The organism is Streptomyces sp. NPDC002838, assembly GCF_040295365.1.
Classification (GTDB): Bacteria; Actinomycetota; Actinomycetes; order Streptomycetales; family Streptomycetaceae; genus Streptomyces.
The window spans coordinates 32,656-55,846 of sequence record NZ_JBEOVF010000024.1; the positions used below are offsets into that span (position 1 = coordinate 32,656).

General features: G+C 71.0%; 22 protein-coding genes. 4 read left to right on the forward strand and 18 right to left on the reverse strand.

Features of this window, described 5'->3' with window-relative positions; genetic code table 11:
- Window positions 1-52: 52 nt before the first annotated feature.
- Window positions 53-889 (reverse strand): helix-turn-helix transcriptional regulator, encoded by an 837-nt coding sequence (locus tag ABT063_RS27835; RefSeq protein ID WP_351061842.1) that lies wholly within the window; start codon window positions 887-889, stop codon window positions 53-55.
- Window positions 890-1,039: 150 nt separating this feature from the next.
- Between ABT063_RS27835 and ABT063_RS27840 the strand changes: the two genes are divergently transcribed.
- The 3 genes from ABT063_RS27840 (at window position 1,040) to ABT063_RS27850 (ending at window position 4,977) form a co-directional block, all read left to right on the forward strand.
- Complete coding sequence (locus tag ABT063_RS27840; protein ID WP_351061845.1) at window positions 1,040-2,710, forward strand: AMP-binding protein; 1,671 nt, start codon at window positions 1,040-1,042, stop codon at window positions 2,708-2,710.
- A gap of 35 nt (window positions 2,711-2,745) precedes the next feature.
- Window positions 2,746-4,311 carry an AMP-binding protein gene (locus ABT063_RS27845; protein WP_351062033.1) on the forward strand — a complete coding sequence of 522 codons (1,566 nt, stop codon included), beginning with the start codon at window positions 2,746-2,748 and terminating at the stop codon, window positions 4,309-4,311.
- A 123-nt stretch (window positions 4,312-4,434) separates the two neighbouring features.
- Window positions 4,435-4,977: a hypothetical protein gene (locus tag ABT063_RS27850; RefSeq protein ID WP_351061848.1), complete on the forward strand. Its 543-nt coding sequence runs from the start codon at window positions 4,435-4,437 to the stop codon at window positions 4,975-4,977.
- A 4-nt stretch (window positions 4,978-4,981) separates the two neighbouring features.
- On the opposite strand, the gene ABT063_RS27855 is transcribed toward ABT063_RS27850, so the two are convergent.
- Window positions 4,982-5,671: a hypothetical protein gene (locus tag ABT063_RS27855; RefSeq protein ID WP_351061851.1), complete on the reverse strand. Its 690-nt coding sequence runs from the start codon at window positions 5,669-5,671 to the stop codon at window positions 4,982-4,984.
- Window positions 5,672-5,837: 166 nt separating this feature from the next.
- Between ABT063_RS27855 and gcl the strand changes: the two genes are divergently transcribed.
- Window positions 5,838-7,622 carry a glyoxylate carboligase gene (gcl, locus tag ABT063_RS27860; protein WP_351061854.1) on the forward strand — a complete coding sequence of 595 codons (1,785 nt, stop codon included), beginning with the start codon at window positions 5,838-5,840 and terminating at the stop codon, window positions 7,620-7,622.
- 72 nt (window positions 7,623-7,694) lie between these two features.
- Here the strand turns inward: gcl and ABT063_RS27865 are convergent, their stop codons facing one another.
- From ABT063_RS27865 to ABT063_RS27940, 16 genes are all read right to left on the reverse strand, one after another.
- Entirely contained in the window at window positions 7,695-8,375 is a 681-nt protein-coding gene (locus ABT063_RS27865; RefSeq protein ID WP_351061856.1) for a TIGR04222 domain-containing membrane protein, read from the reverse strand.
- Window positions 8,376-8,542: 167 nt separating this feature from the next.
- On the reverse strand, window positions 8,543-8,788 hold the full coding sequence (locus ABT063_RS27870; RefSeq protein WP_351061859.1) for a hypothetical protein: 246 nt from the start codon (window positions 8,786-8,788) through the stop codon (window positions 8,543-8,545).
- A gap of 290 nt (window positions 8,789-9,078) precedes the next feature.
- Entirely contained in the window at window positions 9,079-9,972 is an 894-nt protein-coding gene (locus ABT063_RS27875; protein ID WP_351061862.1) for a 2-hydroxy-3-oxopropionate reductase, read from the reverse strand.
- Window positions 9,973-10,001: 29 nt separating this feature from the next.
- Window positions 10,002-10,850, reverse strand: coding sequence for a TIM barrel protein (locus ABT063_RS27880; protein ID WP_351061865.1), 849 nt, complete (start codon window positions 10,848-10,850; stop codon window positions 10,002-10,004).
- A gap of 176 nt (window positions 10,851-11,026) precedes the next feature.
- The gene (locus tag ABT063_RS27885) at window positions 11,027-11,758 is read right to left on the reverse strand and encodes an Rv1363c family protein (RefSeq protein WP_351061868.1); all 732 of its coding nucleotides are present in this window, start codon (window positions 11,756-11,758) and stop codon (window positions 11,027-11,029) included.
- 28 nt (window positions 11,759-11,786) lie between these two features.
- Window positions 11,787-12,251 (reverse strand): Rv1363c family protein, encoded by a 465-nt coding sequence (locus ABT063_RS27890; RefSeq protein WP_351061871.1) that lies wholly within the window; start codon window positions 12,249-12,251, stop codon window positions 11,787-11,789.
- A gap of 20 nt (window positions 12,252-12,271) precedes the next feature.
- Window positions 12,272-13,549: an MCE family protein gene (locus ABT063_RS27895; RefSeq protein WP_351061874.1), complete on the reverse strand. Its 1,278-nt coding sequence runs from the start codon at window positions 13,547-13,549 to the stop codon at window positions 12,272-12,274.
- On the reverse strand, window positions 13,546-14,823 hold the full coding sequence (locus ABT063_RS27900; RefSeq protein ID WP_351061877.1) for an MCE family protein: 1,278 nt from the start codon (window positions 14,821-14,823) through the stop codon (window positions 13,546-13,548). Before ABT063_RS27900 ends, ABT063_RS27895 begins: the two co-directional genes overlap by 4 nt.
- Window positions 14,820-15,935, reverse strand: coding sequence for an MCE family protein (locus tag ABT063_RS27905; RefSeq protein ID WP_351061880.1), 1,116 nt, complete (start codon window positions 15,933-15,935; stop codon window positions 14,820-14,822). The genes ABT063_RS27900 and ABT063_RS27905 overlap by 4 nt, the downstream gene beginning before the upstream one ends.
- On the reverse strand, window positions 15,932-17,092 hold the full coding sequence (locus ABT063_RS27910) for an MCE family protein (protein WP_351061882.1): 1,161 nt from the start codon (window positions 17,090-17,092) through the stop codon (window positions 15,932-15,934). Before ABT063_RS27910 ends, ABT063_RS27905 begins: the two co-directional genes overlap by 4 nt.
- Window positions 17,089-18,126 (reverse strand): MCE family protein, encoded by a 1,038-nt coding sequence (locus ABT063_RS27915; RefSeq protein ID WP_351061884.1) that lies wholly within the window; start codon window positions 18,124-18,126, stop codon window positions 17,089-17,091. Before ABT063_RS27915 ends, ABT063_RS27910 begins: the two co-directional genes overlap by 4 nt.
- Window positions 18,123-19,373: an MCE family protein gene (locus ABT063_RS27920; protein ID WP_351061886.1), complete on the reverse strand. Its 1,251-nt coding sequence runs from the start codon at window positions 19,371-19,373 to the stop codon at window positions 18,123-18,125. Before ABT063_RS27920 ends, ABT063_RS27915 begins: the two co-directional genes overlap by 4 nt.
- Window positions 19,374-19,381: 8 nt before the next feature.
- Window positions 19,382-20,197, reverse strand: coding sequence for an MlaE family ABC transporter permease (locus tag ABT063_RS27925; RefSeq protein ID WP_351061888.1), 816 nt, complete (start codon window positions 20,195-20,197; stop codon window positions 19,382-19,384).
- Window positions 20,198-20,200: 3 nt separating this feature from the next.
- Window positions 20,201-20,971, reverse strand: a complete 771-nt coding sequence (locus tag ABT063_RS27930) for an MlaE family ABC transporter permease (protein ID WP_351061890.1) — start codon at window positions 20,969-20,971, stop codon at window positions 20,201-20,203.
- Window positions 20,968-21,897: an ABC transporter ATP-binding protein gene (locus ABT063_RS27935; RefSeq protein WP_351061892.1), complete on the reverse strand. Its 930-nt coding sequence runs from the start codon at window positions 21,895-21,897 to the stop codon at window positions 20,968-20,970. The genes ABT063_RS27930 and ABT063_RS27935 overlap by 4 nt, the downstream gene beginning before the upstream one ends.
- A gap of 107 nt (window positions 21,898-22,004) precedes the next feature.
- A complete protein-coding gene (locus ABT063_RS27940) occupies window positions 22,005-23,057 on the reverse strand; it encodes an RNA polymerase sigma factor (protein ID WP_351061894.1) in 1,053 nt (350 codons plus the stop codon).
- Window positions 23,058-23,191 lie beyond the last annotated feature (134 nt).

Consider the following 23,191-nt stretch of genomic DNA (forward strand, 5'->3'; position numbering starts at 1 on the left):
GGGGCATAGGGAAATTCAAAGCGCCGGCGCATGAATGAAGTGCCGACGGAGCTCACGGCAGCAGCCTCGCCCGACGTGCGGCGACCACCGCCTCCCCGCGTGTCCGCGCCCCCAGCTTCCGCATGGCCGAGCGGAGATACCCCTTGGCCGTTTCCGTGGTCACGCCCAGCCTTTCGGCGGCCACCGCGTTCGTGGCTCCGGCCGCCACGCACGCCAGCACGTCCACCTCACGGGGCGCCAGACGCACCCCTTCCGACGGCGAGGTCCGCGCGGTCAGGAGTCCGCAGGCGTCCAGAAGCTCGGACCGCAACGCCGGGTCGGCGATCCGCGGAGCCAGCGCCCGCAGCGCCGCGTGCGCCTCCCGGACCTGCTCCCACGCGGCCCCGTCCGCAGGGGCCCGGGCCGGCTCCACCCATACTGCCGCCATCAGCCCCCGCGCCTCGTCCGCGACGACCAGCGCCTGCTCCACGTCCCGCGCGGCCGCCACAGCCGCCGTCAGCGTGCGGTCACCCAGCGGCTGGGCGTCCCGCAGGGCGCCGTACAACACCCCGCGCACCCGGCGCCGTACGACGACGGGCACCGCCAGCACCGAGCGCAGTCCCTCGGCGGCCACGGCGGCGTCGTACTCGTGGCTGATCTGCCGCGAGGAGGAGTAGTCCGTCACGGCGCACGGGCGGGCGAGGGCGACCGCCTTGCCGCCGAGACCGTGGCCGGAGGTCACCGCGAGGGCGCTGAGGGCGGGCGTGGCCGTGCCGCTCAGTTCGCTGATGCGCATCCGCTGCCGCCCGGACTCCACCAGGCCGCCGAAGGCGACCGGGAGCCCGGTCGTGCGCCGCAGCCGTACCAGCGCACTCCTGATCTCCGCCGTCCCGGCACCGTCTCCTGTCACCCGCTCGTCCCTTCGCCGCGGCGCACACCCCCGTTCGGGGGTAGTGAGACCTGCGTCACGGATTACACGATGACACAGAGCCGCCCGGCAAGGTCTCGACACCGGCTGGAGCGCCCCGGAGGCGAATGACCAAATGAAAAGGGAGGACGAATGACTACGGCGACGGAGCTCTTCCGCAGCGCGCGGGACTTCCTGCTGGAACACCGCGCGGACTACGCCACGGCCTACGAGCGCTTCGCCTGGCCCCGGCCGGAGCGCTTCAACTGGGCGCTCGACTGGTTCGACGTCGTCGCGGAAGGCAACGCCCGGACCGCGCTGCACATCGTCGAGGAGGACGGCGGCGAGACCCGGATCTCCTTCGCTGAGATGTCCGCCCGCTCCGACCGGGTGGCGAACTGGCTGCGCGCGCGGGGCGTCCGCGCCGAGGACCGCATCCTCGTCATGCTCGGCAACCAGACCGAGCTGTGGGAGACCGCGCTGGCCGCGATGAAGCTGCGCGCCGTCGTCATCCCGGCCACCCCACTGCTCGGCCCCGCCGACCTGCGCGACCGGGTCGAGCGCGGCCAGGTCCGGCACGTGATCGTGCGCGCGGAGGACACCGGCAAGTTCGACGACGTGCCCGGCGGCTACACGCGCATCGCGGTCGGCGGCGCGCCCGCGGGCTGGCTGCCGTACGAGGACGCGTACGCCGCCCCCGCCGGCTTCACCCCCGACGGGCCGACCCTCGCGGACGACCCGCTGATGCTGTACTTCACCTCCGGTACGACGGCCCGCCCCAAGCTCGTCGAACACACCCACGCCTCCTACCCGATCGGGCACCTGGCGACCATGTACTGGATCGGCCTCCAGCCCGGTGACGTGCACCTGAACATCTCCTCGCCCGGCTGGGCCAAGCACGCCTGGTCCAATCTCTTCGCGCCGTGGAACGCCGAGGCGACCGTCTTCCTCCACAACTACACGCGCTTCGACGCGCCCCGGCTGATGGCCGAGATGGACCGCGCGGGCGTGACCACGTTCTGTGCCCCGCCGACCGTGTGGCGCATGCTCATCCAGGCCGACCTGAGCCGGCTGCGCACCCCGCCGCGCGAGGCCGTCGCCGCCGGAGAGCCCCTCAACCCCGAGGTCATCGACCAGGTCCGCCGCGCCTGGGGCGTGACCATCCGGGACGGCTTCGGCCAGACCGAGACCGCCGTCCAGGTCTCCAACAGCCCCGGCCAGCCCCTGAAAACCGGCTCTATGGGCCGCCCCAGCCCCGGTTACCGGGTGGAGCTCCTCGACCCGGTGTCGGGTGCGCCGGGCGCGGACGAGGGCGAGATCGCGCTGGATCTGTCCCTGCGACCGGTCGGCCTGATGACCGGCTACCACGGCGACGCCGACCGTACGGCGGAGGCGATGGCGGGCGGCTACTACCGCACCGGCGACATCGGGCGCCGGGACGAAGACGGATATGTCGTGTATATCGGCCGAGCCGACGACGTCTTCAAGGCCTCCGACTACAAGATCAGTCCGTTCGAGCTGGAGAGCGCGCTGCTGGAGCACGAGGCGGTGGCCGAGGCGGCCGTCGTACCCGCGCCGGACGGGCTGCGGCTCGCGGTGCCGAAGGCGTACGTCGTCCTCGCGGACGGCTGGGAGCCGGGACCCGACACGGTGAAGGTGCTGTTCGAGCACTCGCGGGAGGTCCTCGCCCCCTACAAGCGCGTCCGCCGACTGGAGTTCGCCCCACTGCCCAAGACCGTCTCCGGCAAGATCCGCCGCATCGAGCTGCGCGAGGCCACGGCGGCCGGCTCGGACGCCGAGTACCGCGAGGAGGACTTCCGGTGACCGGACTGTCGTACACGCACGGGACGAGCGGGACGATGCTGCTCGGCGACACGATCGGGGCCAACCTGGACCGGGCGGTGGCGGCCTGGCCGGACCGCGAGGTCCTCGTCGACGTCCCGTCCGGGCGGCGCTGGACCTACGCCCGATTCGGCGCGGACGTGGAGAAGCTGGCGAACGCACTGCTCGCCGCCGGGGTCGCCAAGGGCGACCGGGTGGGCATCTGGGCGGTCAACTGCCCCGAGTGGGTGCTCGTCCAGTACGCCACCGCCCGCATCGGCGCGATCATGGTGAACATCAACCCGGCCTACCGCACCCACGAGGTCGAGTACGTCCTCAAGCAGGCCGGGATCTCCCTGCTCTTCGCCTCTCTCAGCCACAAGAGCAGCGACTACCGGGCGATGGTCGGCCAAGTGCGGGGCAGGTGCCCGGAGTTGCGAGAGGTCGTGTACTTCGGTGACCCGAGCTGGGAGGCGCTGATCGGGCGTGGCACCCCTGGCTCGTATCCGGACCTGTCCTGCGACGACGCGATCAACATCCAGTACACCTCGGGCACGACGGGCTTCCCCAAGGGGGCCACTCTGTCCCATCACAACATTCTCAACAACGGTTATTTCGTCGGCGAGTTGCTCGCCTACACCGAGCAGGACCGGATCTGCGTCCCTGTGCCCTTCTACCACTGCTTCGGCATGGTGATGGGGAATCTGGCGGCGACTTCGCACGGTGCCTGCATCGTCATCCCGGCCCCCTCCTTCGACCCGAAGGCCACCCTGGAGGCCGTGCGGCAGGAGCGGTGCACGTCCCTGTACGGCGTTCCGACCATGTTCATCGCGGAGTTGAACCTCCCCGACTTCGCGGCGTACGACCTGTCCTCCCTGCGTACCGGCATCATGGCGGGCTCGCCCTGCCCGGTGGAGGTGATGAAGCGGGTCGTCGCCGAGATGAACATGGCGGAGGTGTCCATCTGCTACGGCATGACCGAGACGTCCCCGGTGTCACTCCAGACACGGATGGACGACGACCTCGAACACCGCACGGCCACGGTCGGCCGCGTCCTGCCGCACATCGAGGTCAAGGTGGTGGACCCCGCGACCGGAGTGACCCAACCCCGGGGTGCGGCGGGCGAGTTGTGCACCCGGGGCTACAGCGTGATGCTCGGCTACTGGAACGAGCCCGAGAAGACCGCCGAGGCCGTCGACGCGGGGCGGTGGATGCACACCGGGGACCTGGCGGTGATGCGCGAGGACGGCTACGTCGAGATCGTCGGCCGCATCAAGGACATGATCATCCGGGGCGGCGAGAACATCTACCCGCGTGAGATCGAGGAGTTCCTGTACGGCCACCCGAAGATCGCCGACGTCCAGGTCGTCGGGGTCCCGCACGAGCGTTACGGCGAGGAGGTCCTCGCCTGCGTCATCCCGCGCGACCCTGCGGATCCGCTGACACTGGAGGAGCTGCGGGTGTTCTGCGAGGGGCGGTTGGCCCACTACAAGGTGCCGAGTCGGCTCCAGATCCTGGAGTCCTTCCCGATGACGGTGTCGGGGAAGGTGCGCAAGGTGGAGCTGAGGGAGACGTGGGCGACGCGCCCTACCTCCGAGGTCTGATCCTCCACGGGAAAACCTCCGTCCGGCGGCGGACGGAGGTTACCCGCACGGTCCGACGCGGCGGACGGCGGTGCGCGACAGCATGATCCGTTGTCGGAGCACCGTCAGCCCGGAGGGGACCTCATGACCATCGCACCGCACCTCACCACCGCCGGCACCACCGTCGGCCCTCGCGCGTTACCCGGCGTTCCCACTTGGGCCCGGCGGGCCGCCGCCGGGGCCGTGTGGGTCTCCCTGCCGTCCGGCCTGTGGCGCCTCGCCGCCGCGTTCGGCGTACCCCTCGGTCTCGGCGAGTCCGAGTACGACGCCATGCTGCTGCCCGGCTGGGGACTGTTGATCCTGCCTCTGCTGTCCCTGGCCCAGGAGGCGCTGGCCGCGCTGACGCTGGGGCTGGTGCGGCCGTGGGGCGAGCGCTGGCCGCGTTGGCTGCCCGGCCTGGGCGGCAGGCCGGTCCCCGTGCTCGCCGCCGTCGTCCCCGCGGGCCTCGGAGCGCTCGCCTGCACCGTCTACGGCGTCCTCTTCGTGTGGACGACCTTCCACGCCGAGATGGACATCCAGCCCTGGGGGCAGTGGCTGATGAACGCCTGCTACCTGCCGATCGTGGCCTGGGGGCCGCTGCTCGGCGTCGTCACCGTGCACTACTACCGGCGCCGCACCCGGGTCTGACGCCTCACGCCGTCCCCGACGCGTCGAGCCGGTCCGCGGGATCGTTGACCGCGCGCGGCATCCCCGTCAGGTCGAGGACGAACAGCGGGACGCTCAGGGTGTCGGCGCTGGAGCGGGCGGTGTCGGTGTAGCCGGCGAGGGAGAAGTAGACGCAGCCCACGGACTCCGTCATGGCCGTCAGCCACAGGCACTCCACGTCACGCGGCGACGCCGGCCGCACGGTCGGGTCCACCTGGGCCAGCACGCCGCGGGCGGCGAGGCCGATGCCGGACGGGGGCCGCTGGTCGGCCCGGCGGATGTCCCGGTAGCCGAGCCAGCGCAGATACAGCGCGACCGCCGTGACCGCGTCCCGGGCGGTACGGATCGCCACGGGCTGGAAGGCGCGCCGGGGTGCCGGGCGGGCGGCTTCGGGGCTCGCGTGGCCCGCGGCGGGCGCCCCGCTCACCGGGATGCGCAGCGTCGTGCCGCACGGGCAGCCCAGCTCCGGGCGCGGCCACTGGTTCCGGCGCCCGCAGGCGGCGCAGCGCAGGGCGACCCACTCCTCGTCCCACACCCGGTGCGTCACGGTCGTGGCCGCCGCACGTCGGTCCAGGGGCGGGGTGACCGGGGCCCCGCACACACAGGGATACGACGGCGCGGCGTAGAGATGCTCGTGGCCGCAGGCCGGGCAGCGCACCGACATGCTCTCGGACATGGGCCCATGGTGCTCCAGGAAGCGCCTCTGTGTGGGTCTCTTGACGCCCTTTGCCCATCCACCTACATTGTTTCCAGATAGCAGAAAATTAATTCCACTATACGGAAGAAGCTCACGGCGGGGCGCGACGGGAGTGTGAATCCGACAGCCGAAGCAGGAGTACTCGATGGCTCGAATGACCGCTGCCCGCGCGGCAGTTGAGATCCTCAAGCGCGAAGGCGTCACGGACGCGTTCGGTGTCCCGGGCGCGGCGATCAACCCCTTCTATGCGGCACTCAAGGCCTCCGGCGGCATCCACCACACCCTCGCCCGGCACGTCGAGGGCGCCTCGCACATGGCCGAGGGCTACACCCGCACCCACCCCGGCAACATCGGCGTCTGCGTCGGCACCTCCGGCCCGGCCGGCACCGACATGATCACCGGCCTGTACTCCGCCATCGGCGACTCCATCCCGATCCTGTGCATCACGGGCCAGGCCCCGACCGCCGTGATCCACAAGGAGGACTTCCAGGCCGTCGACATCGCCTCGATCGCGGGGCCGGTGACCAAGATGGCGGTCACCGTCCTGGAGGCCGCGCAGGTCCCCGGCGTCTTCCAGCAGGCCTTCCACCTCATGCGCTCCGGCCGCCCCGGCCCGGTCCTGATCGATCTGCCGATCGACGTCCAGCTCACCGAGATCGAGTTCGACCCGGAGACGTACGAACCGCTCCCGGCCTACAAGCCGGCCGCGACCCGCGCCCAGATCGAGAAGGCGATCGGCATGCTCAACGCCGCCGAGCGCCCGCTGATCGTCGCCGGCGGCGGTGTCATCAACGCCGACGCGGCCGAACTGCTGGTGGAGTTCGCCGAGTTGACCGGCGTCCCGGTCGTCCCCACCCTCATGGGCTGGGGCGTCATCCCCGACGACCACGAGCTGAACGCCGGCATGGTGGGCCTGCAGACCTCGCACCGCTACGGCAATGCCACCTTCCTGGAGTCCGACTTCGTCCTCGGCATCGGCAACCGGTGGGCCAACCGCCACACCGGCAAGCTCGACGTCTACACGGCCGGACGGAAGTTCGTCCACGTCGACATCGAGCCCACCCAGATCGGCAAGATCTTCGCCCCGGACTACGGCATCGCCTCCGACGCCAAGGCGGCGCTCGAGCTCTTCGTCGAGGTGGCACGGGAGGCGGAGGCGGCAGGCCGGCTGTCCGACCGCTCCGACTGGGCCGCCGCCGCGCAGGAGAGGAAGGCCACGCTCCAGCGCCGTACGCACTTCGACGACATCCCGATCAAGCCGCAGCGCGTCTACGAGGAGATGAACAGGGCCTTCGGCCCCGAGACCCGGTACGTCTCCACCATCGGCCTCTCGCAGATCGCCGGCGCCCAGATGCTGCACGTCTACCGGCCGCGGCACTGGATCAACTGCGGCCAGGCGGGCCCCCTCGGCTGGACCGTCCCGGCCGCGCTGGGCGTCGCGAAGGCGGACCCGGAGGCCTTTGTGGTCGCGCTCTCCGGCGACTACGACTTCCAGTTCATGATCGAGGAGCTGGCGGTCGGCGCGCAGCACAAGATCCCGTACGTCCATGTCCTGGTCAACAACTCCTACCTGGGATTGATCAGGCAGGCGCAGCGGGCGTTCGACATCGACTTCCAGGTCAAGCTGGAGTTCGAGAACATCAACTCGCCCGAACTGGGCGTCTACGGCGTCGACCACGTCAAGGTCGCCGAGGGTCTGGGCTGCAAGGCGATCCGGGTGACCGACCCGAACGAGCTGGGCGCGGCCTTCGAGCAGGCGAAGAAGCTCGCCGCCGAGCACCAGGTGCCGGTCGTCGTCGAGGCGATCCTGGAACGCGTCACCAACATCTCCATGTCGACGACCAACGACATCAGCAATGTTGTGGAGTTCGAGGAGATCGCGACCGAGCCCGGGCACGCGCCGACCTCGATCAGGACGCTGAAGGTCTGACACCTACCCGCAACCCCGCAGGTGAGGGGCGGCCCGCCCGGGGGGAGGGGCCGCCCCTCACCATGCGTCCGCTCAGTCCGAGCCGCCGCCCCCGCCGCCACCTCCGTAGTCGCCTCCGCCGCCGTACCCGTAGGCGTGGCCTCCGCCGTCGCCGTCCGCGGCCGTGCCCTCGTCGCCGCTGACCCGCCTGCCGATGCCGCTGCCCCGCCCGAACGGGAAGAGCCCCTCGTCGGCGAGCGCGCCCCGGCCGATGAGACCGGAGCCGCGGGTGAACAGCGGCAGGAGAGCGGTCAGGGCCCGGTCGCCGTACAGCGCGACGGCGAACAGCAGGGTCTCCTCCGGCAGCCCGTCCGGGCCGTCGGGGAGCGGATGCCGCTCCCGCAGGGCCGTCAGGTGACGGCGGGCGGCGCGGGTCGGGCCGGGCACCAGGGACCGCAGCAGTCCGGCCGCCGCGAGCTCGGCTCGCATGCGCGCCAGCGCCCGGCGTACGACCGCCCGGCTGAGCAACTCCCGGATGCCCGCGGGCCGGTACAGGCCGACACGCACCGCCTTCTCCAAGGGATGGCGGTGGGGCGGCGCGTCCCCCGCGGCCGCGGACGCCGCCCCGGTCTTGCGCAGAGTGCCTGGACGGCCGGCTTCCACCGCGCCCCGCAGGTGCAGGGCGACGACGGCGACGGTGACGGCGGCGCGCGGACCGCCCCGCAGCAGCGCGACCTCGTACGGCTCCAGCCCGACCGTCGTACCGCCGTCCATGACACCCCCCCGTGCGTGGGGTCCGCCGCCCCCGTGCCGGCGGGCCCCACGTGACGAGAATGTGCCCACGGCCGGGGGCGGTTGAAGCCCCTCGACGCCGGTTCAGAGGTTGATTTGAGGGTTCCGTAGACGGCGTACGACCGGTGGCGTACGTGGCGTACGCGGGCTCACCGCTCGTGATGCTCCGACAGGCCCGGCCAGTCGTCGGGGCCGCCGCCCTGCCATTCGATGAGGTCGGTCTGCTCGACGTCGGTCACGTACAGATCGGCCAGCCGCAGGATCTCGCTGACGTCGTCGACGTGCGAGGCGACCCCCAGGGTCTCGTCGCCCGAGGTGACCCGCCGGGATCCGTCCAGGGCCGGGGCATGGACCACGATGTGCGGACGTTGCGTCGGATGTGCTGGATGTGCCATGCCTTCAGGCTCCTGCGGGCGTGGCCGTTCCGCACCCGGGAAACCGAGGAGCGCCGGATACGGGACCGTCCGTACCCGGCGCTCCTCGGCCGGTGAACTCTTCGGTTGATGTGGGGACCGCGGCGGATGCGACGGAACCGCGGGCCTGCTTCCCTCAGGTCGAAGAAACAGGCCACGGGACCTTCACCACCGCACTGGCTCGCACGCCGCCGCGGTCGGCCTGGTTTCCGGGCGGTGCCCCCGCCTGGGCGCGACAGGACAGATGTCGGCGGCGGCACCGCCCGGAGGTCTCAGAGCCGGGCGCCCGACAGCCGCTCCACCGCCCGCAGCAGCGCCGAGTGGTCCAGGCCGCCGTCGCCCTGCGCGCGCAGGCTCGCGACCAGCTGGGCGACCACGGCACCGACGGGCAGGGCCGCGCCGACATTGCGGGCGGCGTCCGTGACGATGCCCATGTCCTTGTGATGCAGGTCGATACGGAAGCCCGGCTTGAAGTCGCGGGCGAGGAAGTTGTCCTTCTTGCGGGTCAGTACGGTCGAGCCCGCCAGACCGCCGTTGAGTACGTCCAGCGCCGCCTTCAGGTCCACGCCCGACTTCTCCAGGAAGACCACGGCCTCGGCGCACGCCTGGATGTTCACGGCGACGATCAGCTGGTTGGCGGCCTTCACGGTCTGGCCCGAGCCGTGCGGACCGCACAGCACGATGGTCCTGCCGAGCGCCTCGAAGATCGGCTTCGCCCGGTCGAAGTCGGACTGCTCGCCGCCGACCATGATGGACAGCACGGCCTCGACGGCACCGGCCTCACCGCCGGACACGGGCGCGTCGAGCACCCGGATGCCCTTGTCCTTCGCCGCGTCGGCGAGGTCGACCGAGGTCTGCGGGGTGATCGAGGACATGTCGATCAGCAGGGCGCCGGACCCGGCGTTCTCCAGGATGCCGTCCGGGCCGTACGCGATGGCCTCGACCTGCGGGGACGCGGGCACCATCGTGATGATCACGTCGGCGTCCCGCACGGCCTCCGCGATCGAACCGGCCGCGGTGCCGCCGGCGGCGGCCAGGCGGTCCAGCTTCTCCTGCTCCAGGGTGAAGCCGGTGACGTCGTAACCCGCCTTGATCAGGTTCTCGGACATGGGGGAGCCCATGATGCCGAGACCTATCCAGGAGATCTTGGGGAGAGTGGTGGTCATGGGGGTGCCTCTCTAACTGCTCTGCGATGTCAGGGGGTTCGGCGCGCCGCGCGGGCCTCGGCCGGCAGCCACTGGAAGGCCTCCGCGCCGGTCCTGTCGCCCGGCTTGTACTCCAGGCCGACCCAGCCGTCGTAACCGGCTTTCCTGAGCCGGCCGAGCAGGTCCTCCAGAGGGAGCGAGCCCGTGCCCGGCGCGCCGCGCCCGGGGTTGTCGGCGATCTGCACATGGCCGGTCTTCGAGGCGTACCGCTCGATCACCGACGGCAGGTCCTCGCCGTTCATCGACAGGTGGTAGAGGTCCATCAGGAACCTCGCGTTGCCGAGCCCGGTCGCGTCGTTGACCTTGTCGACGATCCCCACCGCGGCGGGCGCGCTCACCAGCGGGTACCGCGGCGACTCGGGCCGGTTCAGGGCCTCGATCAGCAGGATCGCGCCGATCCGGTCGGCGGCCCGGGCCGCGAGGACCAGGTTCTCCAGCGCGAGCGCGTCCTGCTCCGCCGGGTCCACGCCCTCGACGCGGTTGCCGTACAGCGCGTTGAGGGCCCCGCAGCCGAGCGCCCCGGCGAAGTCGGCGGCCACGTCGATGTTGGCGCGGAACCGCTCCGACTCCTCGCCCGGGATCGACAGGGCACCGCGGTCCGGGCCCGGCAGCCGGCCCGCGTAGAAGTTCAGGCCCGTGAGCCGGACGCCCGCGTCCTCGATCGCCCGCCGCAGGGCGTCGAGCTCGGACCGCTCGGGGGTGGGGGAGTCGACCCAGGGCCACCACAGCTCGACCGCGGTGAATCCGGCCGCGGCGGCGGCCGCGGGGCGCTCCAGGAGCGGGAGTTCCGTGAAGAGGATCGACAGGTTGACGTTGAAGCGCTGCTGTGCGAATCCCATGGGGTCGGCGCTCCCTTCCGTACGGGTGACTGCTGATTATTTCGTATCGCGGAAGTTAGTTTCTGCTTAACGGAAGACTGCCCGTGGTCAGGGAGGACTGTCAAGAGCGCCCGCAAAAAAGCGCCCCCGGCGCGGGCGGCGCGGGGGCGCTTCGGAAGAGGAGGGCTCAGGGAGGATCACAGGGCGTCGACGGCACTCACCTTCCAGCCCTCGGACGCGCGGGTCATCGTCATCCGCACCCGGTTCAGATCCACGCGGGACCCCGAGACCTGGGTGCTCTCGGTGATCTGGTTGACGAAGAGCAGCACCCTGACCTTGTCCGGAGAAGCAGATACGACGGAGGCCGTGGCGACCGTCGCCTTGACCACCCCGCGGTACTTCTTCGCGGTCGGTCCCACCACGGTGGCCGTGGTCTTCCGGTACTCGTCGCGGAACTTCCCGGTCAGATGGGTGCGGGCCCGGGCGAAATCACGGTCCAGATGCCGGTAGTCGTACGAGAACACGACCGGTGCCGCCTTCCGTGCGGCCGCGACAGCCTCCGCCCTCGCGTCGTCCGCCCGCCGGTCCTCCTTGTACCGCCACCCGAGTACGGCGACCGCGACCAGCCCCGCGACCAGCAGGACGCCCAGGACCGCGGTGAGCGGCCTCCGCCGGCGGAGCGTACCCCGTTCCTCCGGCGGGTCCTCTTCCTCGAACGACTCCGGTGACGGCTCGGGTGGGTCGTCCCAGCCGTCCTTCGGGGCCTCGACGAGCACGGTGCGTCCTGCGAGGGGCTCCTCGTCGTCGGTCGCCGGGCCCGGTTCACGGTGGCCGCGCTCCGCGCGCTTGGCAGCGGCGCGGGCGGCCGCGGGCATGGTGCGCCGGGTGCCGGAGGCGGGGCCGCGGCCTCGGGTGGTCGTCTTCGCCATGGTCGTACTCCTCACTCGTGGGTGGCCCTCAGCCGACGAACTCGACGCCGGAGGTCAGCCAGCGGCCGTCCCGGTGCACCAGGTCGAGCTGCAGCCGGTAGGTGCGCGCCTCCCCGTCGGGCACGGCCGTGTTGGTCACCTTGCTGTCGGCCACCACCAGGACACGGGCCGAGTCCTCGTCGGACCGGACGATGCCCGCTTCCAGGACCTGGCCCTCGGACACGGACCTGTTCTCGGCGACGAGCTCGGTCAGTTGCTCGGTCTGCGCGGCGAACTGTTTCTTGAAGTCGCCGGTGGCTGCCTTGAGCACGTTCGCGCTGTCCCGGTCGTAGTGCCGGTAGTCGAGCGAGGTGAAGTTCAGCGCCGACTGGCGGGCCGCGGCGAGGACGTCCTGGCGCCGCTGCTCCGTCTCGCGCTGTTCGTGGAGGCCGAGGCTCAGCCAGATCGTCAGCGCGGTGGTGAGGACGGTCGCCACGACGAGTCCGGCCGTCATCCCCCCGGGTCGTATCAGCCTCATGCCATGGGGCCAACGAGCAGCCATTGCCACGACTCCTTTCCGAACACGGCCTGTTGGCCGCCCGCCGAGCCGATCTCGACGTACCTTCCGTCCGGGCCGGTGGTGGTGCCGGTCTCCGGGTCGTACGGCGTGACGTACGCCGTCCGGTTCGCGCCGCCGGAAGCGGCGGAAGCGCCGGGGGCGTTCTGTGCGCCCCGCACCGAGGTGTCGCTGCCGCGCGGGGCCGTGCAGCGCGCGTCGGTGTTCGCCTCGCGCGTGCTGGTGTCCGCGGGGTCGCGGCGGGCCGTGCCGTAGCCCTGGGTGCAGGCGGGCGGGTCGTCGGCGTTCACCACCAGGCCGAAGTGGGTGGTGCCGTCGCCCGGGACGACGGTGTAGCTGCCCGCGACCATCACCGGGAAGGTGACCAGGGCCTGCTCCACCCCGGGCAGCCGCGCCACCATGACCTGGCCACCGCTGATCAGATTGGCCAGGAGCACCGACAGACGCGGTGATAGGGACTTCAGGAGGGAGTTGACCTCCTGAGCGGCCGGCCTCGCGTTGCCGATCAGCTTGCGCAGGTCACCGTCGCTCGCCTTCAACTGGGCGGTGAGCGCCGCCAGATCGCGCGCGAACGACTTGATGGACGAGCCCTGGTCGGCCTGCGTCTTGAGAACCGTCCGTGAGTCCTCGATCAGCGAGATCGTCTCCGGGAGCGCGTCCGACGCCGACTCCACGAGTGAGTTGCCCGAGCCCACCAGGCGGCTCAGGTTCGGTCCGGTGCCGGAGAAGGCCTTGTCCAGCTCGTCGACGGTGACCCGCAGATCGTCCTTGCCGACCGAGTTCACCAGCCGGTCCAGGCTGCGGACGAGGTCCGTGGTCGGCAGCGGCACGCGCGTGCTGTGGCGCGGGATCGCGCTGCCGTCGAGGAGATACGGGCCGTGGGAGGTGCGCGGCTGCAGGTCGACGTACTGCTCGCCGACCGCCGAACGGTTCGCCACGACCGCGAGGGTGTCGGCCGGGATGCGCGGCGCCCCGTCCTCGATGTCGAGCGCGACGGACACGCCGTCGGATCCCGTCAGCCGCAGTGCGCCGACCCGGCCCACCGGCACCCCGCGGTAGGTGACCTCGGCTCCGGGGAAGATCCCCCCGGAGTCGGCGAAGTCCGCCCGCACGGTGTAACCGCGGTCCAGGACCTCGTCCACCAGGCCGGTGTACTCCGCGCCGACGTACGACACCCCGACGGCGGTCAGGGTGGCGAAGGCGAGCAACTGGGCCTTGACCGTACGTGTGATCACGACTGGACCCCCTTCAGCATCAGCTCCGCGAGTTCCAGGTCGATCCCCTCGGGCAGGCCGCCCGAGGACGTGTAGCTGCTGGTGCACACCGGCGGGCACAGCGGGTGGCCGCCGCCGGACGGGGCCGAGGGGGACGGCACGCTCGGTGTGCTCGGCAGCGCGGTGGGCGTCGGGACGCCCGGCACCTCCGGGAGATCGGGTACGTCCGGCAGGTCGGGTGTCTCGGGAAGCCCGGGGACCTGGGGGTCCCCGTCGCCGCCAGGGCCGGGCTCGTCCGTCAAGTTGCCGTAGAGACCCGCCAGATCGAGGTCCGCGGTGATGTGCAGGTTGACGTAGTCACCCTTGATGGCATCCACCACGTTGCGCGGGAATGGGTAAGTGGTCAGTAGCTCAAGGGAGTTGGGCAGGTTGTTGCCCGCCTTGTTCAGCTGTCGCAGGATCGGCCGCAGCTGCCTGAGGTTGGCGACCGTGTCGTCGTGCGAGGCGTTGACCACCTTCGTGCCCGCCTTGCCCAGCTTCGACAGCGCGGTGAGCATGCGCGTCAGGTCGCGCCGCTGGTCGGCCAGGACCTTCAGGGCCGGCGGCATCGTGTCCACGGCCTCGGCGATCGTCGTCTTCTCCTTGCCCAGCCGTTTGGCCAGCCGGTCCACGGCCCGCAACGCGCGGACGATGTCCTCGCGCTGGTCGTCCAGGCCGCCCAGGAAGGTGTCCAGCTCCTTGAGCAGGGACTTCACCCGGTTCTCCCGGCCCTCCAGGGCCTTGTTCAGTTCCACGGTGATCGTCTTGAGCTGGGCCACCCCGCCGCCGTTGAGCAGCGCGGACAGGGCGGACAGCACCTCCTCGATCTCCGGGTTGCGGCCGCTGCGGGACAGCGGGATGCGGTCGCCGTCGCCGAGCCGGCCCACGGGCGCGGCCTGAGCCGGGGCGGAGAGCGCCACGTACTTCTCGCCCAGCATGCTCGTCTGCCGCAGCTCGGCGACCGCGTTGGCGGGCAGCTTCACCGAGTCGGCGACCCGGAGGCGCACGCGGGCGTGCCAGCCGTCCAGCTCGACCTTCTCCACGGCCCCCACGGTGACGTTGTTGACCTTCACCGCCGACTGCGGCACCAGGTCCAGGACGTCCCGGAACTCGACGGTGACGTGGTAGGCGTGGCCGTCGGCGGCGGCTCCGCCGGGGAGCTGGACGTCGTACCAGCCGTTGAACTCGCAGCCGGACATCAGCAGCGTCCCGACGGCCGCCCACGCGACGGCCCCGCCCTTGCGCAGTGGCCTCATGTGCTCGCCCCCAGGATGCCGCCGAGGGTGCGGTCGACCGTGCCGGTGACCGCGGTGCCCTGGGGCACTTCGGGCAGGGAGTCGAAGAGGTCCCTCAGTTCCCCGCAGTCGGTCTTCTCCCCGGTTGTCTTCAGGATCGAGCACAGCAGCGACGCCGGATCCTGCGGATGGTCGGGGTTGTTGCGGGTGTCGAGGGTGCCGGCGGAGGGGTTGTAGGCGTTGTTCAGGTTCGACATGCCGGTCGGCGCGACCTCCAACAGCTCCTCCAGTGCCGCCCGTTGGGTGACGAGCACCTTGGTCACCTTGCTGAGGCCCTCCACGTTCGAGGTCAGCGACTTCTTGTTCTTCTTCACGAAGCCGGACACGTCACCGAGCGCCGTGCCGAGGTGTTTCAGCGCGGCCGCCAGGTCCTTGCGCTCGCCGGCCAGCTGCTCGGCGACCGTCGCGAGGCTGCTGTTGAACGACCGCACGCTCTTGTCGTCGGCGGCCAGCGCCGCCGTGAACACCTGGAGGTTGCGGACCGTGCCGAACAGGTCCGTACGGCCGTCGGACAGGGTCGTGACCGCCTCCGAGAGGTCCTCGACCGTCTGATGGAGGTTCTCGCCCTGGCCGTCGAGGTTGTCGGCGCTGACCCCGAGCAGCCGGGACAGGGCACCGTCCTTGTTGGCGCCCTCGGGGCCGAGTGCGTCGGCCGTGGTGTGCAGGCTGTCGAAGATGCGGTCCAGCTCGACCGGTACGGCCGTGCGCGACTCGGGGATCTCGTCCCCGCTCCGCAGCACCGGACCGCTCCGGTACACCGGCAGCAGCTGCAGGTAACGGTCGCTGACCACCGAGGAGTTGATGATCGCGGCCTGCGCGTCCGCCGGGACCTTGCGGCCCGCGTCGTACTCCAGGTCGACCCGCACCCGGCCGCCCTCCGGCGTGATCTTCCTGACCTCGCCGATCCGGACGCCGAGCACGCGGACGTCCGAGCCGGGGTAGATGCCGACCGTGCGCGGGAAGTACGCCGTGACACGGACCGGCTCGGAGCGCGGCCACAGGACGTAGGTGAGCGCGGCGACGAGGACCAGGGTGGTCAGCAGCGCCAGGCGCTTCCTCCAACGGCTGCTCACCGGGCACCTCCCGTCCGCGGCACCACGGGAGCGGCGACCAGGTTCTGGACGTAGGAGTCGAACCAGCGGCCGTTGCCGAGGGTGTTGGTGAAGACCCGCACGTAGGGGGCCAGGAGCTTGATGCTCCGGTCCAGGCTGGATTGGTTCCGTTCGAGCATCTCCACCACGCGGTTCAGGCCCCTGAGCGCGGGCCCGATCTCCTTCTCGTTGTCCTGGACCAGGCCGGAGAGCTGGACGCCGAGCGCGGCGGAGCTCTTCAGCAGCTTGTGGATCGCCGTACGCCGCTTGCTGATCTCCTTGAACAGCTTGTCGCCGTCCTTGACCAGGGCGGTGAAGTCGCTCGACCGGTCGGCGAGTACGCCCGTCACGCCGTTCGCGTGGTCGAGGAGCTCCCTGAGGGCCTTGTCGCGCGAGGCCACCGTCCGGGAGATCCGCGACAGGCCCTTGAGGGACGCCCGTACCTCGGCGGGGGAGTCCTCGAACGTCGTCGAGATGGTGTCCAGGGCCTTCGCCAGCCGGTCGGTGTCGACCTCCTCCGTCGTGGTCGTGAGATCGCTGAACGCCTGCACGACGTCGTACGCGGAGACGGTCCGCTTCAGCGGGATCTCGCTGCCCGGCTTCAACTGCCCGCCGCCCTTCGGGTGGAGGGCCAGGTACTTCGCGCCGAGGATCGTCTTGACCCGGATCGACGCGCCGGTCGCGGTGCCGAACCCCGGCTCGCCCTTGATCTTGAAGGTGACCTTGACGTGGTCGCCGTCCAGGTCGACCTCCTCGACCTTGCCGACCTTGACCCCGGCGATCCGCACCTCGTCGCCCGGCTTGAGACCGCCCGCTTCCGCGAAGGCCGCGCTGTACGTCTCGCCGTCGCCGATCACCGGCAGACGGTCGGCGTTGAACGCGGCCACCGCCAGCAGCGCGAGCACGGTGAGGCCCACCGCGCCGATGACGACCGGATTGCGCTCACGGAAGGGGCCGAGGCGCGGGCGGCGGATGCGGGGAAGCCGTATGCGGGGCGGCTCGACGCGCACCTTGATCAGCGGTTGCCGGCGGGGCCCCCGGCGCGGCAGGAGCCGTACCTTCGGCAGCCGTATTCTCGGCAGCTTCGGCGGCTCCACCCGCACTTTGAACAGCGGCTCCGGGCGGTGTTTGCGGCTCATGCCCCGCACCTCGCCCTCGCCACGTGCATCTGGGGCGTGAGCACCTGCTTCGTCTTCGGCAGCACGATCCGGCCGTCGAAGTCGCACAGGTAGAAGTTGAACCACGAGCCGTAGGACGCGGTCCCCGTCAGCTCGTTGAGCTTGTTCGGCAGCCGCTTCAGCACGCCTTCCACGGTCTCCTCGTTGTCGTTCAGCGTCCCGGTGAGCTCGGTCAGCTCCGCGATGTCGTCCTTGAGCGGCGGACGCGCGTCCTTCAGCAGGCCCGAGGTGGCCTCCGTCAGGTCGCCGATGCTCACCAGTGACTCCCCGATGGGCTTGCGGTCGGCGGACAGGCCCGAGATGACCCGGCGCAGCTGCTTGAGCAGCCCGGAGAAGCGGGCGCCGCGCTTGTCGAGCGTCCCCAGCACGGTGTTGAGGTTGTCGATCACCGAGCCGATCAGCTTGTCCCGGCCGGCCAGCGTCGTGGTGAGCGACGCCGTGTGCGCCAGCAGGCTGTTGATGGTGCCGCCCTCGCCCTGGAGTGTCTTGATGATCTCGGTGGCGAGCTGGTTGACGTCCTTCGGGCTGAGTGCGGCGAACAGCGGCTTGAAGCCGTTCAGCAGGGCGTTCAGGTCGAGGGCCGGCTGGGTGCGGGAGAGCGGGATCGTCGCGCCGGGCCGCAGCCGGGTGCCGTCGCCCGCGCCCTCGGTCAGCGCCACGTACCGCTGTCCGACCAGGTTGCGGTAGCGGATGACGGCGCCGGTGCCGGTCAGCAGCGGCCGGTCCTCGGTGACCGTGAAGGTGACCTCGGCCAGCGTCCGGTCCTTGATCCGGATGCCCTCGACCTCGCCGACCCGCACTCCGGCCACCCGGATGTCGTCGCCCTCCTCCAGGCCGGTGACGTCGCTGAAGACCGCGCGGTACCGGTGCTCTGGGGCGAAGGAGATGTTCACGATGGTGGCGGCGAGCAGGGCCGTGGCCAGGATCGTCACCAGGGCGAAGAGACTGAACTTGATGAGCGGGGCGGCGGTCTGCCGGGCTCCTGCGGTGCTCATGCGACGCTCACCGCCGTCCCGCGCGCCATCGGCCCGAACAGCAGCGTCGCGACCGGCGGCACCTCGTCCGCGGGCACCCCCAGGACCGGCGCCACGAGGGAGCCGACGGCCCGCTGCTCGGCCCGGGTGGAGGAGACGCCGAGCGGGCCGTCCGAGGACGAACCCGGCTTCTTGGAACCGTCGTCGAGATGGACGCCCGGTGCCGGCACCTGAGGATGCGGCAGGCCATGGCAGTTCGGCCCCGACCGCTCGCCGTAACGCGGCTCCTCGCCCGGCTCGTACGCCCCCTGCGGCCGTACGACCTCCAGCGTGATGTGCATCTTGCCGCCTCGGAACGCCTCCTCGGACGCCTTCTCCTGCCGGACCAGGCCGGCCAGCAGACAGGGGTACTCGGGGGAGTAGCGGGCGAACAGCTCCAGTGTGGGGCGGGATACCTGGCCGAGGGTGATGAGCCGGTCGCCGTTGGCGTCGAGGAAGTCCTCGGCGGTGCCCGCGACGGTCGCCGTGCTCTTCAGCGCCGCCGCCAGCCGGTCCTTCTGCTCGACGATCGTGCGGCTGGTGGTGACGGTGTTGCGCAGGATCTCCATCAGGTCGGGCGCCGCGTCGCCGTACATCTCGGCGACGTCGGCGAAGCGTGCGATGTCCTCTTTCAGGGACGGCAGGTGCGGATTGAGGCGGCGCAGGTAGGCCTCCACTCGCGTGAGGTTGTCGCCGATCCGGTCGCCGCGGCCCTCCAGGGCGGTGGCGAACGCGGAGAGCGTGGCGTTGAGCTTGCCGGGCTGGACCGTCCGCAGCAGGGGCAGCAGGTCGTTCATCAGCTGCTGGAGCTCGATGCCGACGCGGGTGCGGTCCTGGGTGATGACGTCTCCGGCGCGGATCGGGCGAGCTGAAGAGGACGCGGAGCGCTCGGGCGGGACCAGGTCGACGTACTTCTCGCCGAACAGCGTCTTGGGCAGCAGGCGGGCGTGCACGTCGGACGGGATGTGGGCGACGTGCTCCGGCTTGAGCGCGATGTCGAGCGTCGCCTTCGTCCCGTCGGCCCGCACCTCGCGCACCTCGCCGACCAGCAGCCCGCGCAGCTTGACGTCGGCGCGCGGATCGAGCTGGTTGCCGAGGCTGTCGGCCTCCAGGGTGATCCGCACGACCGGCGTGAACACCTGCCGGTAGACGGCGACGGACAGGGACAGCAGCAGTGCGAGCACGGCGATGAAGACGACGCCGTACAACCGCAGTCTCAGCACCCTCATACGGCGGCTCACCCCGCTATCCGTACGGTCGTGTTGGCGCCCCAGATCGCGAGCGACAGGAAGAAGTCCAGGACGTTGATCGCCACGATCGAGGTCCGCACCGCACGGCCCACCGCCACGCCGACGCCCGCCGGGCCGCCGCTCGCGTAGTAGCCGTAGAAGCAGTGCACCAGGATGATCAGGACGGCGAAGACGAGCACCTTGCCGAAGGACCACAGCACGTCGACCGGGGGCAGGTACTGCTGGAAGTAGTGGTCGTAGGTGCCCGCCGACTGCCCGTAGTAGACGGTGGTGATCGTGCGGGCGGCCAGGTACGAGGACAGCAGGCCGATCACGTACAGCGGGATGACGGCCACGAACCCGGCGATCATCCGCGTCGTCACCAGGAACGGCAGCGAGGGAACGCCCATGACCTCCAGCGCGTCGGTCTCCTCGCTGATCCGCATCGCGCCCAGCTGGGCCGTGAAACCGGCGCCGACGGTCGCCGAGAGCGCGAGCCCGGCCACCAGCGGGGCGATCTCGCGCGTGTTGAAGTACGCAGAGAGGAACGCCACGAAGTTGGAGGTGCCGAGCTGGTTCAGGGCCGCGTAGCCCTGCAGGCCCACCTCCGTGCCGGTGAAGAACGACAGGAAGGCGATCACGCCGACCGTGCCGCCCACCACCGCGAGCGCGCCCCGGCCGAAGCTCACCTCGGCGAGCAGCCGCAGGATCTCCTTCTTGTAGCGGCGCAGGGTGCGGCCGGTCCACGCCAGCGAGCGGCCGTAGAAGGAGAGCTGGGTGCCCAGCGCCTCCAGGGAGCGCAGAGGTCGATCGAGAAGTCTCATCGGCTAACCCCTCTGCGGGACGACCTGGAAGTACACCGCGGTCATCACGAAGTTGGTCACGAACAGCAACATGAAGGTGATCACCACCGACTGGTTCACCGCGTCGCCCACACCCTTCGGCCCGCCTTTCGCGGTCAGTCCCTTGTACGAGGCGACGATCCCGGCGATCGCGCCGAACACCAGCGCCTTGACCTCGGCCGCCCACAGGTCGGAGAGCTGGGCGAGCGTGGTGAAGGAGGCGAGGTAGGCGCCCGGAGTGCCGTTCTGCAGGACGACGTTGAAGAAGTAGCCGCCCGCCACGCCGACCACCGACACCAGGCCGTTGAGCAGCACCGCCACCACCATCGACGCCAGTACGCGCGGGACGACCAGCCGGTGGATGGGGTCGATGCCGAGGACCTGCATCGCGTCGATCTCGTCGCGGATCTTCCGTGCCCCGAGGTCGGCGCAGATCGCCGTACCGCCGGCGCCCGCGATCAGCAGCGCGGTGACGATCGGCGAGGCCTCGCGCAGGACGGCGAGCACGGAGGCGGCACCCGAGAAGGACTGGGCGCCCAACTGCCGGGTCAGACTGCCGATCTGCAGCGCGATGACCGCCCCGAAGGGGATGGAGACCAGGGCCGTCGGCAGGATCGTCACGCTCGCGACGAACCACGCCTGCTGGATGAACTCCCGCGCCTGGAACGGCCGTCGGGGAATCGTCCGGACGACGTCCAGCGCCATCGCGAAGAGGCTGCCCGAGTGCCGCAGCCCTCCGATGGGGGACAGGCTCATGCGCCGGCCACCGCCCTCTGACGCAGCGCGGCCTCGCGCCGGGCGATCGCCTCCCAGCGGGGTGGCCGGGCGATGCCCGGCCCCGGCAGCAGGCGGGGAGTCAGCTCCTGAACGCGCGCGCTGTCGTCGATCTGCGCGAGCTCCTGCTCGACCTGCGCCGCGTCCTTCTCCTCCGCCATGCCGATCGGGCCCTGCATCCGGCCGTTCAGGAACTGCCGTACGACCGGCTCGTGGCTCGTCAGCAGCTCCTCGCGCGGCCCGAACATCACCAGCTCGCGGCGGAACAGCAGCCCGATGTTGTCCGGCACCTGGCGGGCCGAGGCGATGTCGTGCGTGACGATCAGGAAGGTCGCGTCGATCTGGGCGTTGAGGTCGACGATCAGCTGGTTGAGGTAGGCCACGCGGACCGGGTCGAGGCCCGAGTCGGGTTCGTCGAAGAGGATGATCTCCGGGTCGAGGACGAGGGCCCGGGCCAGCCCGGCGCGCTTGCGCATCCCGCCGGAGATCTCGCCGGGCAGCTTCCCCTCGGCGCCGATCAGCCCGACCATGTCCATCTTCTCCAGCACGATGCGCCGGATCTCGCTCTCGGACTTACGGGTGTGCTCGCGCAGCGGGAAGGCGATGTTGTCGTACAGGTTCATCGAGCCGAACAGCGCACCGTCCTGGAACAGCACGCCGAAGAGCTTGCGCACCTCGTACAGGTCGTGCTCGCGGAGCTTGGTGATGTCCCGGCCCTGGATCGTGATCGAGCCGCGCTCCGGCTTCAGCAGGCCGACGAGCGTCTTGAGGAACACCGACTTGCCCGTGCCGGAGGGGCCGAGCATGACCGAGACCTCCCCGGCAGGCAGCGTCAGCGAGACGTCCTGCCAGATGACCTGGTGACCGAAGGACTTGGTCAGCCCTTCCACACAGATCTCGACACCCATCCGGTCCACCCTTCAGCCCATGGAGCAGCTCTGACATCTGCTCTACGGGGAGGGGCGGGGCGTCCGTCGCTCGAGTGGCGGATTTTTTTCCAGCGGGTTTCCGGGCGCTACGGAAGCGGGCGCACCGTGGGCTCGGGGAGCGAGGGGGACGGTGCGGCGGGAGCCTCCGGGACTGCCGGGACCGCCGTGTCCGTCGGCACCGCGGAGGGCTCCACCGGCAGGTCGGGGACGTCCGGCGGCTGCGGGACGTCGGGCACCTGCGGGACCTCCGGCGCGGACAGCCCGGGCAGCGGCGACACCCAGACCTTTGGAACGTCGGGGACCTCCGGCAGCGACGGCACGGACAGCGGGAGGAACGACGCGCCGGCGGGGGACTCGGCCGCTGTGCGCTCGGCTGCCGCAGCCGTGGGCTCATTCCCCCGAGGCGGACGACCCCCGCCACCGCCGTCCGGCCGCGACGTCTCCGCGTCCGGCGAGGCGACCGCGGGCCGAGGCGCCGTACGGCCCCCGCCTCCGCTGCCGTCGAGGGCGTACGGCAGCACGAACCCCGCCACCGCCAGGGACGCCGCCGTCGAGGCGACCGCCACGGCCTGCGCCCTGCCGACCCCGCGCGGCCGACCCCACCCGATCAGGAACAGCGCGACCCCGAACGTGGCCGCCAGCGACTGCCGCAGCGTCCGCCGGGCCCGGGCCAGCAGCGACTCGACGGTCCGGTAGCTGAGCCCCATCTCGACGGCGACCTGGCCGACGTCGAGGTCCTCCGACTTCAGCCGCAGCGCCTCGGCCTGCCGCGCGGGCAGCTCACCACTGCGCACCGCCAGCCACTTCGCCTCGGCCCGGTCGCACACCGCGTCCTCGACGGGCACCGGACCGGGGGCGATCAGCGTCGGGCTGGTGCGGACCTCGGCCTCGCGGTTGACCTGCCGGTAGCGGTCCACGCACAGCCGCACCGTCACCGTCGTCAGCCAGGCCGCGAGCCGCTCGTCGTCCAGGTCGGGGCGCTCGGCGGCGCGCAGCATCGCCTCGTGCACCGCGTCCTCGGCGTCCTCGAGGCTCATCGACCTGCGCCGGGCCACCTTGAGCAAGTGCTCGCGGTGGCTCCACATGCGCTGCCAACGTTCGTCGGCGGCTTGCGTCTCCGCAGGCATGTTCGTCGCCATGAGGGCCCCTTCGTGCTCGCCCGCCGGTCTCGGCCGTCCGGCGGGTGGTGACATTACCGTCCGGTAGCCGCGGTTGTGGAGGGGGAGACAAGAACGTCATGCGACACGTGTTTGACATCGCTGTTCGGGGAAGG

Bases quoted from the DNA above. Each gene is read 5' to 3' on its own strand.
- ABT063_RS27840 (WP_351061845.1), top strand. From the start codon at position 1,040: ATGACTACGGCGACGGAGCTCTTCCGCAGCGCGCGGGACTTCCTGCTG.
- ABT063_RS27845 (WP_351062033.1), top strand. From the start codon at position 2,746: ATGCTGCTCGGCGACACGATCGGGGCCAACCTGGACCGGGCGGTGGCG.
- ABT063_RS27850 (WP_351061848.1), top strand. From the start codon at position 4,435: ATGACCATCGCACCGCACCTCACCACCGCCGGCACCACCGTCGGCCCT.
- ABT063_RS27855 (WP_351061851.1), bottom strand. From the start codon at position 5,671: ATGTCCGAGAGCATGTCGGTGCGCTGCCCGGCCTGCGGCCACGAGCAT.
- gcl (WP_351061854.1), top strand. From the start codon at position 5,838: ATGGCTCGAATGACCGCTGCCCGCGCGGCAGTTGAGATCCTCAAGCGC.
- ABT063_RS27865 (WP_351061856.1), bottom strand. From the start codon at position 8,375: ATGGACGGCGGTACGACGGTCGGGCTGGAGCCGTACGAGGTCGCGCTG.
- ABT063_RS27870 (WP_351061859.1), bottom strand. From the start codon at position 8,788: ATGGCACATCCAGCACATCCGACGCAACGTCCGCACATCGTGGTCCAT.
- ABT063_RS27875 (WP_351061862.1), bottom strand. From the start codon at position 9,972: ATGACCACCACTCTCCCCAAGATCTCCTGGATAGGTCTCGGCATCATG.
- ABT063_RS27880 (WP_351061865.1), bottom strand. From the start codon at position 10,850: ATGGGATTCGCACAGCAGCGCTTCAACGTCAACCTGTCGATCCTCTTC.
- ABT063_RS27885 (WP_351061868.1), bottom strand. From the start codon at position 11,758: ATGGCGAAGACGACCACCCGAGGCCGCGGCCCCGCCTCCGGCACCCGG.
- ABT063_RS27890 (WP_351061871.1), bottom strand. From the start codon at position 12,251: ATGACGGCCGGACTCGTCGTGGCGACCGTCCTCACCACCGCGCTGACG.
- ABT063_RS27900 (WP_351061877.1), bottom strand. From the start codon at position 14,823: ATGAGGCCACTGCGCAAGGGCGGGGCCGTCGCGTGGGCGGCCGTCGGG.
- ABT063_RS27910 (WP_351061882.1), bottom strand. From the start codon at position 17,092: ATGAGCCGCAAACACCGCCCGGAGCCGCTGTTCAAAGTGCGGGTGGAG.
- ABT063_RS27915 (WP_351061884.1), bottom strand. From the start codon at position 18,126: ATGAGCACCGCAGGAGCCCGGCAGACCGCCGCCCCGCTCATCAAGTTC.
- ABT063_RS27920 (WP_351061886.1), bottom strand. From the start codon at position 19,373: ATGAGGGTGCTGAGACTGCGGTTGTACGGCGTCGTCTTCATCGCCGTG.
- ABT063_RS27925 (WP_351061888.1), bottom strand. From the start codon at position 20,197: ATGAGACTTCTCGATCGACCTCTGCGCTCCCTGGAGGCGCTGGGCACC.
- ABT063_RS27930 (WP_351061890.1), bottom strand. From the start codon at position 20,971: ATGAGCCTGTCCCCCATCGGAGGGCTGCGGCACTCGGGCAGCCTCTTC.
- ABT063_RS27935 (WP_351061892.1), bottom strand. From the start codon at position 21,897: ATGGGTGTCGAGATCTGTGTGGAAGGGCTGACCAAGTCCTTCGGTCAC.
- ABT063_RS27940 (WP_351061894.1), bottom strand. From the start codon at position 23,057: ATGGCGACGAACATGCCTGCGGAGACGCAAGCCGCCGACGAACGTTGG.